The 15,257-nt window shown below is 47.3% G+C and carries 12 protein-coding genes, 5 tRNA genes and 1 pseudogene; 2 read left to right on the plus strand and 16 right to left on the minus strand.

Going from position 1 to position 15,257, the window contains the following annotated elements; genetic code table 11:
* Window positions 1-95: 95 nt before the first annotated feature.
* From FC14_RS02645 to FC14_RS02660, 4 genes are all read right to left on the minus strand, one after another.
* Window positions 96-1,064: a beta-ketoacyl-ACP synthase III gene (locus FC14_RS02645; protein ID WP_056976343.1), complete on the minus strand. Its 969-nt coding sequence runs from the start codon at window positions 1,062-1,064 to the stop codon at window positions 96-98.
* A gap of 69 nt (window positions 1,065-1,133) precedes the next feature.
* Window positions 1,134-1,218 (minus strand) — tRNA-Leu (locus FC14_RS02650).
* 50 nt (window positions 1,219-1,268) lie between these two features.
* Complete coding sequence (locus FC14_RS02655; RefSeq protein WP_056976344.1) at window positions 1,269-1,718, minus strand: SprT family protein; 450 nt, start codon at window positions 1,716-1,718, stop codon at window positions 1,269-1,271.
* On the minus strand, window positions 1,711-3,894 hold the full coding sequence (locus tag FC14_RS02660) for a Tex family protein (protein ID WP_056976346.1): 2,184 nt from the start codon (window positions 3,892-3,894) through the stop codon (window positions 1,711-1,713). Before FC14_RS02660 ends, FC14_RS02655 begins: the two co-directional genes overlap by 8 nt.
* Window positions 3,895-3,990: 96 nt before the next feature.
* Between FC14_RS02660 and recQ the strand changes: the two genes are divergently transcribed.
* On the plus strand, window positions 3,991-5,763 hold the full coding sequence (recQ, locus tag FC14_RS02665) for a DNA helicase RecQ (protein ID WP_056976348.1): 1,773 nt from the start codon (window positions 3,991-3,993) through the stop codon (window positions 5,761-5,763).
* Window positions 5,764-5,819: 56 nt separating this feature from the next.
* Here recQ and nadE read toward each other — a convergent pair whose 3' ends face one another.
* A complete protein-coding gene (gene nadE, locus FC14_RS02670; RefSeq protein ID WP_056976350.1) occupies window positions 5,820-6,647 on the minus strand; it encodes an ammonia-dependent NAD(+) synthetase in 828 nt (275 codons plus the stop codon).
* 112 nt (window positions 6,648-6,759) lie between these two features.
* On the opposite strand from nadE, the gene FC14_RS02675 reads away from it, so the two are divergent.
* Complete coding sequence (locus tag FC14_RS02675; protein WP_056976352.1) at window positions 6,760-7,491, plus strand: WecB/TagA/CpsF family glycosyltransferase; 732 nt, start codon at window positions 6,760-6,762, stop codon at window positions 7,489-7,491.
* A 39-nt stretch (window positions 7,492-7,530) separates the two neighbouring features.
* Here the strand turns inward: FC14_RS02675 and FC14_RS02680 are convergent, their stop codons facing one another.
* The 11 genes and pseudogenes from FC14_RS02680 to FC14_RS02730 all read right to left on the minus strand — a co-directional run bounded on the left by FC14_RS02680 (window position 7,531) and on the right by FC14_RS02730 (window position 15,149).
* Window positions 7,531-8,232: a GntR family transcriptional regulator gene (locus tag FC14_RS02680; protein ID WP_056976354.1), complete on the minus strand. Its 702-nt coding sequence runs from the start codon at window positions 8,230-8,232 to the stop codon at window positions 7,531-7,533.
* Between the two features lie 21 nt (window positions 8,233-8,253).
* Window positions 8,254-9,387, minus strand: a complete 1,134-nt coding sequence (gene nagA, locus FC14_RS02685) for an N-acetylglucosamine-6-phosphate deacetylase (RefSeq protein ID WP_050611823.1) — start codon at window positions 9,385-9,387, stop codon at window positions 8,254-8,256.
* Between the two features lie 64 nt (window positions 9,388-9,451).
* A complete protein-coding gene (gene proC / locus FC14_RS02690) occupies window positions 9,452-10,246 on the minus strand; it encodes a pyrroline-5-carboxylate reductase (protein WP_056976356.1) in 795 nt (264 codons plus the stop codon).
* A 77-nt stretch (window positions 10,247-10,323) separates the two neighbouring features.
* Window positions 10,324-10,395 (minus strand) — tRNA-Gln (locus FC14_RS02695).
* A 1-nt stretch (window position 10,396) separates the two neighbouring features.
* Window positions 10,397-10,482, minus strand: a tRNA-Tyr gene (locus tag FC14_RS02700).
* Between the two features lie 147 nt (window positions 10,483-10,629).
* Window positions 10,630-12,099, minus strand: coding sequence for a peptide MFS transporter (locus FC14_RS02705; RefSeq protein ID WP_056976358.1), 1,470 nt, complete (start codon window positions 12,097-12,099; stop codon window positions 10,630-10,632).
* Window positions 12,100-12,571: 472 nt separating this feature from the next.
* Window positions 12,572-13,528, minus strand: coding sequence for an aldo/keto reductase (locus FC14_RS02710; RefSeq protein ID WP_056976360.1), 957 nt, complete (start codon window positions 13,526-13,528; stop codon window positions 12,572-12,574).
* 18 nt (window positions 13,529-13,546) lie between these two features.
* Complete coding sequence (locus tag FC14_RS02715) at window positions 13,547-13,855, minus strand: MerR family transcriptional regulator (RefSeq protein WP_235804497.1); 309 nt, start codon at window positions 13,853-13,855, stop codon at window positions 13,547-13,549.
* Window positions 13,856-13,988: 133 nt separating this feature from the next.
* Window positions 13,989-14,848 (minus strand): annotated as a pseudogene (locus FC14_RS02720) (aldo/keto reductase).
* Window positions 14,849-15,000: 152 nt separating this feature from the next.
* Window positions 15,001-15,073 (minus strand) — tRNA-Thr (locus tag FC14_RS02725).
* Between the two features lie 4 nt (window positions 15,074-15,077).
* Window positions 15,078-15,149, minus strand: a tRNA-Glu gene (locus FC14_RS02730).
* Window positions 15,150-15,257 lie beyond the last annotated feature (108 nt).

Genomic DNA, 15,257 nt, shown 5'->3' on the forward strand with positions numbered 1-15,257 from the left:
CCTTTTTTCCAAAGAACTTATATTATAAAATAACAAAAAAAGCCGCAGCTAACTAACTGCGACTGGTGTTTAACTGGGAGTGTGCTTGCTGCTTCCTATAAGTCAAGCAAAATGGAGCCGTAGGCGAGGCCGGCGCCAAAGCCACATAAGAGGACCTTGCCGTGAAGGCCGGCGGCGTGAGCCTTGGCTAAGGCAAGCGGGATGCCGGCCGACGAAGTGTTGCCGGCCTCAACGACGTCTTGGGCAAACTTGCTTAAAGGCAGGTCTAAGGCCGTGGCGATGGCTTCGATTAAGCGGAGGTTGGCTTGGTGGGTGATGACCATTGCCAAGTCACTTGGTTTGAGGTTATTTTGGGCCAAGAAGTCCTTGATGTGGGCGATGACCGTGGTGGTGACGAATTGGTAAACGGCCCGACCGTCTTGGTAGAAGGCGTCGGTCTTGGGGTAGTTGGTGGCGGCGATAGCGGATAGCGGAGCGATGCGGCCACTGTGGATGACCTCCTTGTTACCTTGGGTTACTAATTTTTCGGCTAAGTAAACGGAAGAGCCCGCGTCGCTTGCTTCAAGCAAGGCGCCACCGGCCCCGTCGCCGAAGAAGACGGCCGAGGTCCGGTCGGTAAAGTCCATCATCTTGGAATTGGTCTCGGCTGCAATCACAAGCGCCCGGCGGTAGGTGCCGGCCTGCAAGAACTTTTCGGCCGTGGCTAAGGCGAAGATGAAGCCGGCACAGGCGGCCGACAGGTCGTAGGCAAAGGCATTTTGGGCCTTGAGGTTGGCTTGGACGATGGCGGCCGTGGAAGGTGTGAGGGCATCTGGCGTAATCGTCGCCACAATGATTAAATCAATATCCGTGGCGGCTAGGTTGGCCTTAGCTAACAATTCTTTTCCTACCTTAGTAGCCAGGTCAGAAGTGTTTTCGCCTAAAGCATAGCGCCGGGTCTTGATGCCAGTGTGGGCGACAATCCACTCATCGGATGTTTCCATAATCTGACTCAAATCATCGTTGGTTACTACCGTTGCCGGTAAATAACCAGCGGTTGCTAGTAGCTTAATTTTCTTTGACACTTAGGTCACCTCTTTTGATATTAACTAAAAAAAGAGACCGAACAAGCCGGCCTCTTACAAAATCAATAATGCGGGTAAATGGATTCGAACCATCACGAGCGCAATGCTCACCAGATCCTTAGTCTGACGCGTCTGCCAATTCCGCCATACCCGCGACAACAGAATTAATTATAGCAGAGCGTTAAACTTTGGGCAAGTCTTTTTTTAATTTTTTTGGGCAAGCCCTACTAAGGCCAAGCGCCCATGACATTTGGAGCAGACATATTTGTCTGTATTCACTAGCCGCTGGCGGAAATAGTCTTGCTGACAGTTAGTGCACTGGTAGTGATACTTTCGTTGCTTAGACGCAGCCGGGGCGTAGCGACTGCCCCCAACCTTGGCTAGCAGGCGCTTAAAGTCCCGGTCCTTATGGTGGTAGCCTAAGCCAGCCAAATGGAGGTGGTAGTGACACAACTCGTGCTTGATGATGCCGGCCACCACCTCTTTGCCATAGCCTAACATCTTGGGGTTGATCTCAATATTGTGGTCCGCTAGGCGGTAACGACCACCGGTGGTGCGTAAGCGGGCGTTAAAGTAGGCACGGTGGCTAAATTCCATTGAAAAGGCCGTCTGGGAAAGAGCCTGCACCCACGCCTGCAATTCTTCATCAGTCATCGCCAGCCACCGGTAGCATGGATAACTGGATTCGTTGCCGTTTTAAGTCCACGCTTTCAATCCAGACGGTGACGATATCACCAACGGCTACCACTTCGGCGGCCTTGCTGACGTAACGCTTACTCATCCTGGAAATGTGCACCAACCCATCTTGCTTAACCCCGATGTCTACGAAGGCGCCAAAGTCAACCACGTTTCTGACGGTCCCTTCTAACTTCATCCCGCTCTTTAAGTCCTCAATCTTTAAAACATCTTGGCGTAATAGGGGCGCCGGCATGGTGTCACGCAAATCCCGGCCCGGTTTTTCTAAACTTAGGGCAACATCTTTTAGGGTCTCATAACCGGCATTAAACTCACTGGCTACTTCCTTTAAGTCCAGCTGAGCTAGCTTGGCCTTCAAAAGCTCGCTACCAAGGTCGGCTGTACTACAACCGACCTTGGCTAACAACTGCTTAGCAAGCGGATAACTTTCCGGGTGAATGTCGGTATTATCAAAGGGATTAGTCCCTGCAAGCACCCGTAAGAAACCGGCCGCCTGTTCAAAGGCCCGTGGACCTAAGCGGGCCACCTTTTTTAATTCGGCCCGGCTCTTAAAGGCCCCCACTTCGTTTCTGTAGGCGACAATGTTTTGGGCAATCGTCTTATTGAGGCCGGAAATATGGGTCAACAGGTCGGGACTAGCCGTGTTAAGGTTGACCCCAACTTGGTTAACCCCGGTTTCAATTACCGCCGCTAGTTTTTCGTCTAACTGCTTTTCCGGCAAGTCGTGCTGGTATTGACCGACCCCGATTGATTTCGGGTCAATCTTGATTAACTCTGCTAACGGATCTTGCAGGCGCCGGGCAATACTAATGGCCGAGCGTTCCTCCACGTTTAAATCGGGAAATTCCGCCCGGGCGTTGGCTGAGGCTGAGTAAACCGAGGCGCCGGCTTCATTAACGATTACATAGTAAACGGTTTGTGTAAGTTTCCCTAAAACTTCGGCGATGAATTGTTCCGATTCCCGGCTGGCCGTCCCGTTACCAATTGCCACCATTTCCACCTGGTAGCGGGTGATTAAGTTCGTGACAATTCGCTTAGCCTCTGCTCTTAGCTTAGGGTTAGCCTGGGCACCCTTGGCCTTTTCGTGGGGGTAGATTACGGCCTTAGCCAAAAATTTCCCGGTCGCATCAACTACGGCTAGCTTACAGCCCGTCCGAAAGCCCGGATCAAGCCCCAAGATAACCTTGCCCTTAAGCGGAGCTTGCATCAACAAATGATAGAGGTTGGCCCCGAAAACTTCGATTGCCTCGCTAGCCGCCTGCTCCGTCAACTGCTTACGAACTTCCCGCTCGATGGCCGGCTTGATGAAGCGCTTATAAGCATCAGTATAGGCAGCTTGAATCTCGCTTGCGGCTTTTCCGCTAGGTTTTCCAGCCACAAACTGGGAGTGAAAGTAATTTAAGACGTAAGCTTCGTCTAAGACCAGCTTAACTTTTAAGACCCCCTGGCGTTCCCCCCGGTCTAGTGCCAAGACCTGGTGGCTGGCTAGCTTCTTTAGGGGCTGTTCGTAGTCATAGTAGTCCTGGTAAATGCCCTTTTCATCTTGGCTTTCGTCTTTTAGACTCGCCACCACTTGGCCCTGCCGGCTTAATTTTTGCCGGACCCAAGCCCGCAGGCGGGCATCTTCCCCAAAGGCTTCCGCTAAAATTTCGTGCGCCCCTAAAAAGGCAGCTGCCTCATCTGTGACTGCTTCTGTCAGCAAGTCGTGGCTTAGCTTGGTTAAAGCCTGGTCGCTTTCAAAGCGGGTAATGGCAGCTGCTAAGGGGGCTAACCCCTGTTCTTTTGCAATCTGCGCCTTGGTCCGCCGTTTTTGCTTATAGGGTAAGTATAAGTCTTCGATTGCTTGCAAGCTGGTGGCTTGCTTGATTTTTTCAGCTAGCTTGGGCGTTAACTTCTCCTGGGCGGCAATCTTTGTTAACACCTCTTGCTTGCGTTGGCTTAACTTTTCTAGCTGGTGGTAGGTCGCCTGGATTTCTCTTAAGGCCACTTCATCCAAACTGCCCGTCATTTCCTTACGGTAGCGGGCGATAAATGGCACCGTCTTCCCAGCGGCTAGTAGCTCTAAACTAGCCCTCACTTGCCGCGGGCGATAGTTTAAAGCTTTAATCGTTTCATTTAGGACTGCTGTTTCCAAAAAATTCCCCCCTTGTTATTCACAGTAATCATTATACTATTTTTTACTCAAAATACGGTACAATGGAACTGTAAAAAAACTAAAAGAAGGACGCTTATGACACCTAATGAAACATTAAAACATTACTTTGGTTACGACCACTTTCGGCCCGGGCAAGCAGAAATTATTAACCAGGTTCTCGCTAAAAAAAATACCCTGGCCATCATGCCTACCGGTGGTGGCAAATCACTTTGTTATCAGATTCCGGCCCTAATCTTGCCTGGTATCACCCTGGTCATTTCCCCCTTGATTGCCCTCATGAAAGACCAGGTCGACGCCTTAAACGATAACGGCATCCCGGCTGCCTTCATCAATAGTAGCCTCGATTACGCCAGCATCCAAAATAACCTCTCGCTAGCGCTGACCGGCCAGTTAAAGCTGTTGTACATTGCCCCTGAGCGCTTGGAAAACCCCCACTTTCTAAACGAGTTGGCTAGCCTTAACATCTCGCTAGTCGCAATCGACGAGGCCCACTGTATCTCCCAGTGGGGCCATGACTTTCGGCCCAGCTATTTAAACTTACAAGCTAGCCTAGCTACTTTAGGACAGGACTTTCCCACCTTGGCTCTGACTGCCACCGCAACTGACCAGGTCGCCCAAGACATCTGCCAGCAAATGCAAATTGACCCACAGCAGGTTATCAAGACCGGATTTAGCCGGCCCAACCTAATCTTTAAGGTCGCTAAGGGACAAGACGCTAACACCTTTTGCCTTAACTATCTGCGTAAAAACCCCCACCAGGCCGGCATTATTTACGCGGCCACTAGAAAAAAGGTCGAACAACTAGGCAGCTTTTTAAGTAAGCACGGACAAAAAGTCGCTATCTACCACGCTGGTTTGTCTGAAGAAACCCGCCACCAAGCCCAAGAGGACTTCATCTTCGACCGCGTTAACGTTATCATCGCCACCAACGCCTTTGGAATGGGCATTAATAAGAGTAACGTCCGCTTTGTCATCCACGCCCAGGCCCCGGGTAGCCTGGAAGCCTACTACCAAGAAGCGGGCCGGGCCGGACGCGATGGCCTGCTTAGTGAGGCCATCTTACTCTTTCACGAACAAGACATGATGACCCAGCGCTTCTTTATTGATAACTCCGACGCCCAAGCCGACTATCAAACTATCCAGTACCACAAGCTCCAAGCAGTTAGCCACTATGCCAACACCGAGGAGTGTCTCCAACGCTTCATCGTCCGCTACTTTGGCGAGGAAACTGAGCCCTGCCAGAAGTGCGGCAACTGTACGGACGAACGTGCATCAGAAGACATCACCCTGGCTAGCCAGAAGATTCTTTCCTGCGTCGTCCGCATGCGGGGCAATTTCGGTAAGAAAATCGTCGCCCAGGTCCTCTTTGGCTCCACTGCCAGCAAGATTACCCAGTTTAACCTCCAAGCCCTGTCAACCTTTGGCATCATGCACGATTTACGTCTCAAAGAAATTGAAGCCTTAATCGACTACCTCCTAGCCAGTGGCTACCTAAAAACTGCGGCCGGTAAGTATCCGACCGTTACCATCACCGCCTTAGGGGTGCAAGTTTTAAAGGGCAAACAAAGCGTCAAGCGTAAGGTTACCAAGGCTAAGGTCATTAAGTCTAACCAGGCCGTTGACCGGGCCTTATTCGAACGGCTCCGCAACCTTCGGTTGGACTTGGCCCTCAAACAAGAAGTGCCCCCTTACGTTATCTTCCCCGACAAAACCTTGGAAGAACTTTGCTTGCTAAAACCTAAGCGACTCGACGACCTCCTGGCAGTCTCAGGAATTGGCCAGGCTAAGCTGGAAAAGTACGGGCAACTTTTCTTAGCTGAAATCCTTGCCTATCAAAACGAAACCTAAAAAACGGCTCAAGCCCCTGCTTAGAGGCTTGAGCCGTTTTTAGCACTTATCCATAATTATTTCCAAAATTCATCGTAAACCGTAATTGGTAAGTGGCGCTTGTGTTCTGTCTTTTGATACCAAGCTTCAATCTTTTCAGCCGCATCTGCAGCCACGTCCTTACCTTCAAGGTAGTCGTCAATGTCAGCGTAAGTTACCCCTAAGGCCACTTCATCAGGTAAGGCTGGCCGGTCTTCTTCTAAATCGGCGGTTGGAACCTTTTGGTAGAGGTGAGTTGGGGCGCCTAGTAGTTCTAACATCGCCCGGCCTTGCCGTTTATCTAAGCGCCACAGCGGAGTAATATCAGCGCCACCATCCCCAAACTTAGTGTAAAAGCCCGTGATGGCTTCAGCAGCGTGGTCAGTCCCAACCACGGCTCCTTGGTAAGCTCCGGCAATCCCATATTGGGCAATCATTCGTTGCCGGGCCTTGATATTGCCTTTGTTAAAATCACTGATGGTTAGGCCGTTTGCTTCTAGGGCCGCCACCATTTGGTCAGCCGCTTCCTTAATGTTAACCCTAACCGTCAGGTCAGCTTGCATAAATTCGATGGCGTCTAAGGCATCTTGTTCGTCTGCCTGTTGCCCGTAAGGTAGGCGGACGGCGATAAATTTATAATCCGAATCCCCGGTTTCTTGGCGCAACTCGCTGATGGCCATTTGGCTCAACTTGCCCGCCAAGGTAGAGTCTTGGCCCCCAGAAATCCCTAGCACTAAGGCCTTTAAAAAGGAATGTTTCTTCAAGTAGGCCTTCATAAAGTCAACTGATCTTCTAATTTCTGCTTGCGGGTCAATTTCTGCTTGCACACGCAAGGCCTTGATAATTTCTGCTTGTAAAGGTCGCATTCTAAAAACCCCTTAATGTCATCTTTTATATCATCCCCAATTTTACGCTCTTTTCTTGAAAAAAGATAGTGTATAATGGATGCAGAGAAAATTTTTAAAAGGCAGGTTTACCATGGCTAAATTTCAAACGGTCAATGTTTTAGGCGTTGACTTCATTAACACCACTAATCATGACTTTTTAACCCAACTAAAAGCTGACAGTCAAGCAAACAAAAATCGCTTCGTTGTTACCGCCAACCCTGAAATCGTGCTGGCGGCTAAGCAAAATCCACAGTTAGCGACCGCAATTAAGAGTAGCGACTACACCACCGCGGACGGAATTGGCATTATCAAGGGGGCTAAGATTTTAAAAACCCCCCTGCCAGAAAGAATCACCGGCTACGACACCATGTGTGCCTTACTTGACTGGGCTAACGCCAACCAAAAGCGGGTCTACTTTTTAGGGGCTAAACCTAGCGTCTTAGCCGACCTTAAAAAGAAGCTGGCCCAAAATTACCCCGACCTAGTCATTGCCGGAAGCCACGACGGTTACTTTCAAGACGAAGGTCCAATCGTTAACGACATCAAGCAAGCTAAGCCCGACTTTGTCTTTGTGGCCTTAGGCTTTCCCAAGCAAGAACTTTTTATCGCTAACCACCGGCAGGTTGCGACTGCCATTTGGATGGGAGTGGGCGGCTCATTTGACGTCTTAGCCGGCCACGTCAAGCGGGCCCCAGCCTTTTGGGTTAACCACCATATCGAGTGGCTCTACCGCCTCCTAAAGGAACCTAGCCGCTTTGTTCGGATGCTCGCCTTGCCCAAGTACCTCCTCCTAGTTTATCGTTACGCCCTAATTAAAAAATAGACTAAGCGCCTTAGCCAAGTTCTGGTTAAGGCGCTTAGTCTATTTTTCTAAGTAAAATTCGAAGCGGTTAGCGGCATACTGGGTCCGAACGTATTCAAACGGACGCCCGTCGGTTAAAAAGGTTACCTGCCGCAACCTTAAGATGGCTGCCCCCCGCTTTAACTCTAAGTACTCTGCAATTCGTTCCGAGGCAAGCATAGCCGAAATCGTCTGCTGAGCTTTACCAATCTGTAAGTCATTAGCCTCTAAGGTCCGGTAAAGCGAGGCGGTGATTTCCTCGCGCCCATAGTTGGCGACGAGGTCGTAAGGAACGGTAGCCACCTCAAAGCAGATTGGCCGCCCATCGGCATAGCGAATCCGCTCCATCCGCAAGACCTTTGCTCCTTCCTTTAGGTGGAGTTTTTCAAGCTCGCTCAAAGAAGGCGTCGCTACCTTATAAGTCACCGTCTTGCTAGACGGCACCTTGCCCTGGGCCTCGGTTAACTCCGTAAAGCTTGTAACCCCCGAAGACATTTTTTCTTGCACCCGTTGGCGGCTGACGTAAGTGCCAGAACCCACGTGCCGTTCCAAAATCCCTTCGTCAACCAAGGTTTGAACCGCTTGGCGTAAGGTCATCCGGCTGACGTCAAACTCTAGGGCCAAAACCCGTTCGGACGGGATGCGATCACCTACCCGCCACTTACCTGCTTCAATCATCTGTTTTATCTCATTATGAATCTTAATATACCGTGGTGATCCCATTTGCTCGTCCTTTCTTAAAGCTTATTTCTGAAACAAGCGCCCGTATGAGTAGGTCGCCTTCAAGTTCCAATCGAAGTCAAAGACGTTTAAGTCCGCGTCCTTGCCAACTTCTAGGCTCCCCTTTTGGCTAAGCCCAAATTCCTTGGCCTGGTTAAGTGATGACATCTTAATTGCCTCTTGAACGCTACAACCCGTAAACTTCATGATGTTAACGAAGGCGTCGTCGTAGGTCAAAACGGAACCGGCTAAGTTTCCACTTTCCAGGCGGGCTTGTTTATCCTTGACGATTACCTTTTGACCACCTAACTCAGAAATTCCTTCAGGCATCCCCTTGGCCCGCATTGAGTCCGTAATCAGTTCCAACTTATCGGCCCCCTTTAATTCATAGGCCAACTTAATCATATCCGGACAAACGTGGAAGCCATCGGCAATTAATTCGCAGTACATGTCATTTTCTAACATGGCATGGCCCGTTACCCCCGGTTCCCTGTGCTTAAATTCCCGTTGGGCATTGTACAAGTGGGTCACGTGGCTAGCCTTGGAGGCGTGCATTTGCTCCCTAGTCGCGTTACTGTGTCCAACCGAGGGGACAATCTTATTAGCCAGGCAGTACTCTTCAAATTCACGGGCCGTTTCGTGCTCTGGCGCATACGTTACCAAGCGAATCAAATGGTCAGCTGCCTGGTTCCATTCTGCCATCTGCTTAACGTCAGGGGCCTTGATATACTCTTCTGGTTGTGCCCCCTTAAATACCGGTGAAATATACGGACCTTCAAGGTGAATCCCTTGAATAACCGGATTTTGCTTAGCCACCTTAGCTACCGCCTCCAGGGCCTGCTTAATATTTTGCGGAGATTGGGTCATCGTCGTTGGAAAAATGGTGGTCACCCCATCTTTGACCATATCGTTTACCATTTCATCCAAACCAGCTGCATCCCCATCCATGGTATCAAAGCTATAACCCCCATGGCAGTGAACGTCGATAAAGCCAGGAACAATCACCTTACCCGCTAAATCAACCACTTGGTCACCGCTAGCTACCTGGTAGTCGCTAACCGGACCAAGGGCTTGAATCTCCTTGTCAAAGCGAATGTAACCATCCGCGATTACCTCTGTACCTGTATAAATCTTAGCATGCTTTAAAACCGTTGCCATTTTAACCGCCACCTTATAGTAAGTTTACCCTTCTATCTTAAAAGGTCTAGACCAAAATTGCAAGTTACTTTCCTTGATCCTTGGCCACAGCGGCATCAATCCCCTTAACAACCGCCGTCATAAAGCCAGCCTCTTCCATTGCCAGTAGCCCCGCAACCGTGGTTCCGCCCGGTGAACAAACCTGGTCGACCATATCCATTGGGCTTAGGCTAGCACTTAGGACCTTTTGGGCACTGCCCAGGACCGTTTGGGCCGCAATCTTGGTCGCCTCGCTCTTCTTTAAGCCATGCTTTACCCCAGCCCGTGATAAGGCGTCGATGAAGTAGTAAACGTAAGCTGGCGCACACCCAGCCAAAGCTGAGAAGATGCTAAAATCTTTTTCTGCTACCGCCAAGGCTTCCCCTTCACTAGCCATTAACGCTTCCACCTTTTGGTACTCAGCTTGACTAACCTTTTCATTAGCCACTAGCGCGGTCATGCCCATAGAAATTTCCGCGTTAACGTTGGGCATAATCCGAATCAGCTTGACGCTAGGTCCAACCACAGCAGCGATGTCTGCAAGTGAGACCCCGGCTGCCATCGACACCAGCACCTTATTTTCAGTTAAAGCCGGTTTGATTTCCTTTAAGACCTCCGCTAACAAGAAGGGTTTGACCGCTAAGAAGATGAAGTCACTGTTAGTGGCCACCTCTTTATTGCTAGCACAAGCTGTTAGCCCCCATTTTTTAGCGTAAGTTTCATAGTTACTCTTATGTGCACTGTGCACCTTAATCTTAGTTGCTAGCCCTGCATCCGCTTTAAGCCAGCCAGCAATAATTGCCTTGGCCATATTTCCTAAGCCGATAAAACCTAATTCCATTAGCCATACCACCTAACTTATTGATATTAAAAAAAGCCGCAGTTCCAACTAAACAGTTAAAACTACGACCTTAGTGACTGGGGTAGCTGGATTCGAACCAGCGCATGACGGTACCAAAAACCGTTGCCTTACCGCTTGGCTATACCCCAATGGTGGAAGGGAGTGGATTCGAACCACCGAACCCGAAGGAGCGGATTTACAGTCCGCCGCGTTTAGCCAGACTTCGCTACCCTTCCATCTTGTTAAGTTATCGGCTTAATTACCCGACTCAATTATCATACACGCTTTAGCCAAAAGTTGCAAGCTTTTTTCTAAAAAAAAATTCAAAAAAAGTTATTTAGCCAAAAAAAGTCGCCCTCACTAGGAGGACGACTTATGCAAGGCTAGTTGACACCTTCCATTAATTTTTTGATCTTAGGCACAAAGGCTAAGAGAATTAAACCAAAGACGATGGTTGCTACCCCCACGGACCCAAAGTAAGCTACCTCAGTTTTAGTAGAGTAGTACCTTACTAATTGGGCGTTGAAAGCTTGCGCAACCGCGTCACTGATGAACCACATACTCATCATCTGTGATTGGAAGGCCTTAGGGGCTAATTTGGTCGTTACTGACAACCCAATTGGTGAGATTAACATTTCCCCAACGATTACTAAGGCCCAACTGATAATCAACCAGAATGGACTTACCTTAACACCGGTTCCAAATAACATTCCTGGTAACATCATCCACAAAAATGAAATCCCAGCAAAGAAGAGCCCGTAAGCAAACTTAGCCGCAGATGATGGTTGCTTACTACCTAACTTAGTCCATAGAAAGGCGAAGAATGGAACGTACAGCATGATAAAGAGTGGGTTCATGCTTTGGAAAATACTTGCTGGAAATGACCAAGACAAGATGTGCAGTCTCGTTTGTTGTTCCGCAAACAAGGCTAATACGACTGAACCTTGTTCTTCAATCGACCAAAAGAGAATTGAGGCGATAAAGAGCGGAATATAGGCTAGCACCCGGGAGCGTTCCTTCTTAGTAATCTTGCGACTACTTAACATTGCTACAAAGTAGTAGATTGGAATTAAGACCGCTAGAATTGTAATCAGGTTGATTACATTTAAGATAGTCAACATACCAAAGAGTGACATGATGAATAAAATCAAAGCAATGGCTACTACCCCAATAGTTACTTTCTTAGCTAAGCTCTTAAATTCATGGGGTTCCAATGGGTCGGTTGGATAAAGGCTATCCTTGGAAAGGTACTTCTTTCCATCCAAGGTGTATTGGATTAAGCCAAAGAACATCCCGATTGCGGCTAAAGAAAAGCCGAGGTGGAAGTTAACGTTTTGGCCTAAATAACCAACGATGATTGGGGAAATAAAGGCCCCTAAGTTAATCCCAAACACAAAAATACTAAAGCCGGCATCCCGCTTAGGATCTTCTTCGGAGTAAAGACCCCCGACCATTTCAGAAACGTTTGGCTTTAATAACCCGGTCCCAATCACGATTAAAGCAATTGAGATGAATAAGGCCGTCTTACCAAATGGCGTTGCCAAGGCAATGTGCCCAAACATAATGAGTACGCCCCCGATAAAGACGGTCCGGCGACTCCCTAAGATCCGGTCACTAATAAAACCACCAATCGTACTTGATAGGTAAACTAATGAACCGTAAATCGACATAATTGAAGCAGCTGTTGCTTGTGGAATACCAAGTCCACCCTTCGATACTTCATAATACATGTAGTAAAGTAAGATGGCCCGCATTCCATAGTATGAAAACCTTTCCCACATTTCCGTGAAAAAGAGGGTTGATAAACCACGCGGATGACCTAAAAAGGTTGCTTCCTTAGTGTTATCATTCATGGAAAAATTCCTCCAAATCTTGATTTAGTCATGTTTAATTACTAAATCCGTTATATCTAACTTAAATATTAAAATGATGGGTCAATCATATTAAAATTATAAGTAACATTAATAATTATAGTTTTTTATAAGGATAGCGTCAATAAACAGGGCTTTTTCCTAATTAGTAACTCATGTAAATCTCGCTAAAACGATTTAATTAACTGTGACTTTCTCAGTAAAAATTAAAACTTTTCATCCAAGCCCCATCTTATCTAAGTTATTACAGATAAAATCGCAAACAATCAATTAGAAAACTCTTTCATTTTTTTAGTTTAAACTCATCGTTAACCCATAATAAAAAGGAACTAAAGCGCGAAAACGTCGCTAAAAAACGTTTTTTACGCCCTAGTTCCTTAAATTTAAAAATAAATCCTTATTTATTTACTTGCTCTTGGAGCTAATTTTTAAGGACCCTTAATCTAGTTCTTAATTAAGGAAGTTGGTGTCCAGCCGCCAAGTAGAGGTCATACCACTCTTGTCTTGTCAGCCTAATGTCAGCTCCAGCCAGACTTTCTTTTAAGTGCACTGGATTCATCGAACCCAAGATAACTTGAATATCTTGGGGCAAGCGGGTAATCCAAGCCGTAGCAATCGCATTTTTAGTTACTCCGTACTTAGCTGCTACCGCTTGTAAGACCTGGTTTAACTCTGGGAACTTAGGGTTGTCGATGAAGACCCCCTTAAACATCCCGTATTGGTAAGGTGACCAAGCCTGCAGGGTAATCTTATTTTGCTGAGCATACTCAAGCATACCCCCGGTCCGGTCGCTTGCCTCGTCTTCAAAACGGTTAACAAAAATTCCTTGGTCAATCAACGGGGTGTGCTTCAAACTCAACTGCACTTGGTTAATAATCAATTTCTGATCCACCGCACTTTGCAGTAAGTCAATTTGCCGGGAGTTAAAATTAGAAACCCCAAAGGCCCGGACCTTGCCACTAGCTTGTAGTTGGTTAAAGGCCTCTGCTACCTCATCAACTTCCATCAACGGATCCGGCCGGTGAAGCAAGAAACTATCCAAGTAATCGAGCCCCATGCGGCTCAAAATACCATCGACCGCCGTTAGCAAGTGCTCCTTGGAAAAGTCATAGCGCTTGCCAAAAACCAGGCCATCAGCGGTAGTTCTAGAGTGTTCTAAGACAATGCCCGCCTTTGACTGGATAATTAAGTCTTCACGCTTAAGGCTTGATTGCTTTAAAGCCTGCCCAAAGACTTCTTCAGAGTGTCCATCATGATAAATATCAGCTGAATCAATGAAGTTTAGTCCCTGGTCAGCCACCGTTTCTAAAATATTTTGAGCTTCTGTAACTGATTTAGCACCCATTCGCATAATTCCTAATGCAACCTGCGATGCTTTAATTTCACCATTTCCTAAAGAAATTTCACGCATAATATCATCCCTCACTTACTACTTCATCGGGGTGGGCCCGGTAATACTCGCTATCATAATCGCCACTAAAGATAGCTTCCGTCCCGGCCGCAACCACCGCTTGATAGTACATTCTTTATATTTCAATTTCTCTAACTCTCTTTGCAAATCGAAAATATTTTGCTCTAGACTTTGCTTTTGCTTCTTAATTAATTCTAACCGCTGCAACAGACTACTGTCGCCTGCTTGCTTCCACTTAATATAATCAGCAATATCTTTTAGGGGCATGCCCGTTTTCTTCAAACACTCCACGTCTTCGATACAGGCCAACTCTTCTGCAGAAAACATCCGTAAGCCACCGGCTGAACGCTTTAAGTTGAGAAAGAGGCCAATTTCTTCGTAAAATCAAATTGTAGGGGTAGTTAGGTTGTATAACTTGGCCACCTCACCAATCCGATAGTATTTTTCCTCGGCAATCATCTTAAAAATCTACCTGATCTGGCACCTTGCATTGCCCCCTAAGTTACGTAAGGCACCGATAATATCCATTTCATCTTCTGTTAGTTCAAAGTCAAATAACTTGGTGTTTTCTGCCATTCTTTCCCTATGAACTGACTTAGGCAATGGTAAGATTCCTTGTTGAATTTCCCAACGTAAGCAAACTTGAGCTGGAGTATGGTCGTATTTGGCAGCAATTTTAGCCAAAACCGGGTTACTTAAAGCGGCCGCTTCTCCCAATGGCGCCCAGGCTTCCACTAAGATATCATTACGTTGGCAATAACGAATTGCCTCTGTTTGAGGCCAACCTGGGTGAACTTCAATTTGGTTTACCATTGGCTTAATTTCTGCCTGTGCTAATAAAGCTTCCAAGTGGTTAGGCATAAAGTTAGATACCCCGATAGCCTTAATCTTACCTGCTTTATAGAGGTCTTCAAATGCCCGCCAAGTATCTAAATTCAAAGCAGCAGCCTCTTGGCCAAATTGCTTTTCATTAGCTGGCCAGTGAATTAGGTAAAGATCAAGGTAATCGGTCCCTAATTCTGCTAAAGTCTTCTCAAAGGCAGCCATAGTCTTGTCATAACCACGTTCTGTGTTCCACAATTTGCTGGTGATGAAGACCTCTTCACGCTTTAAACCACTATCTTTAACGGCTTGACCGACGCCACTTTCATTTCCGTAAAGAGCCGCTGTATCGATGTGCCGATAACCAACTGCTAACGCATCAGTAACCGCACGGTAGGCATCTTCAGGGGGAGTTTGGTAGGTCCCATAGCCTAAACCAGGAATGGTAACTCCGTTACTTAGTTTTAAGTCTGAAGTTAAACTTGTCAATTTTTGCATCATTAGCGCTTCCTTTCATCATTAATTTACTACTTAATGATAAAACTTAAAGTTAACTTGAAGTCAAGTAAAAAGCACTAGTCAAAAACAAAAAAAGTGGAGTTACGTAATGTAACTCCACTTTTAACCAAGGCATAGCCAACATATAAGGATGCCGGCTGCAGGATTCGAACCTGTGACCCTCGGTTTACGATACCGATGCTCTACCAGCTGAGCTAAGCCGGCCTAATGACCCGTACGGGATTTGAACCCATGTTACCGCCGTGAAAGGGCGGTGTCTTAACCACTTGACCAACGGGCCATAACTCAATATGCTGATCTATTAAAAAATAGAACACTCATTAGTCTTCTATTTAACTCCGGTAGGCGGACTCGAACCGTCGACACCCTGATTAACAGTCAGATGCTC

The organism is Ligilactobacillus agilis DSM 20509 (assembly GCF_001436215.1).
GTDB lineage: Bacteria > Bacillota > Bacilli > Lactobacillales > Lactobacillaceae > Ligilactobacillus > Ligilactobacillus agilis.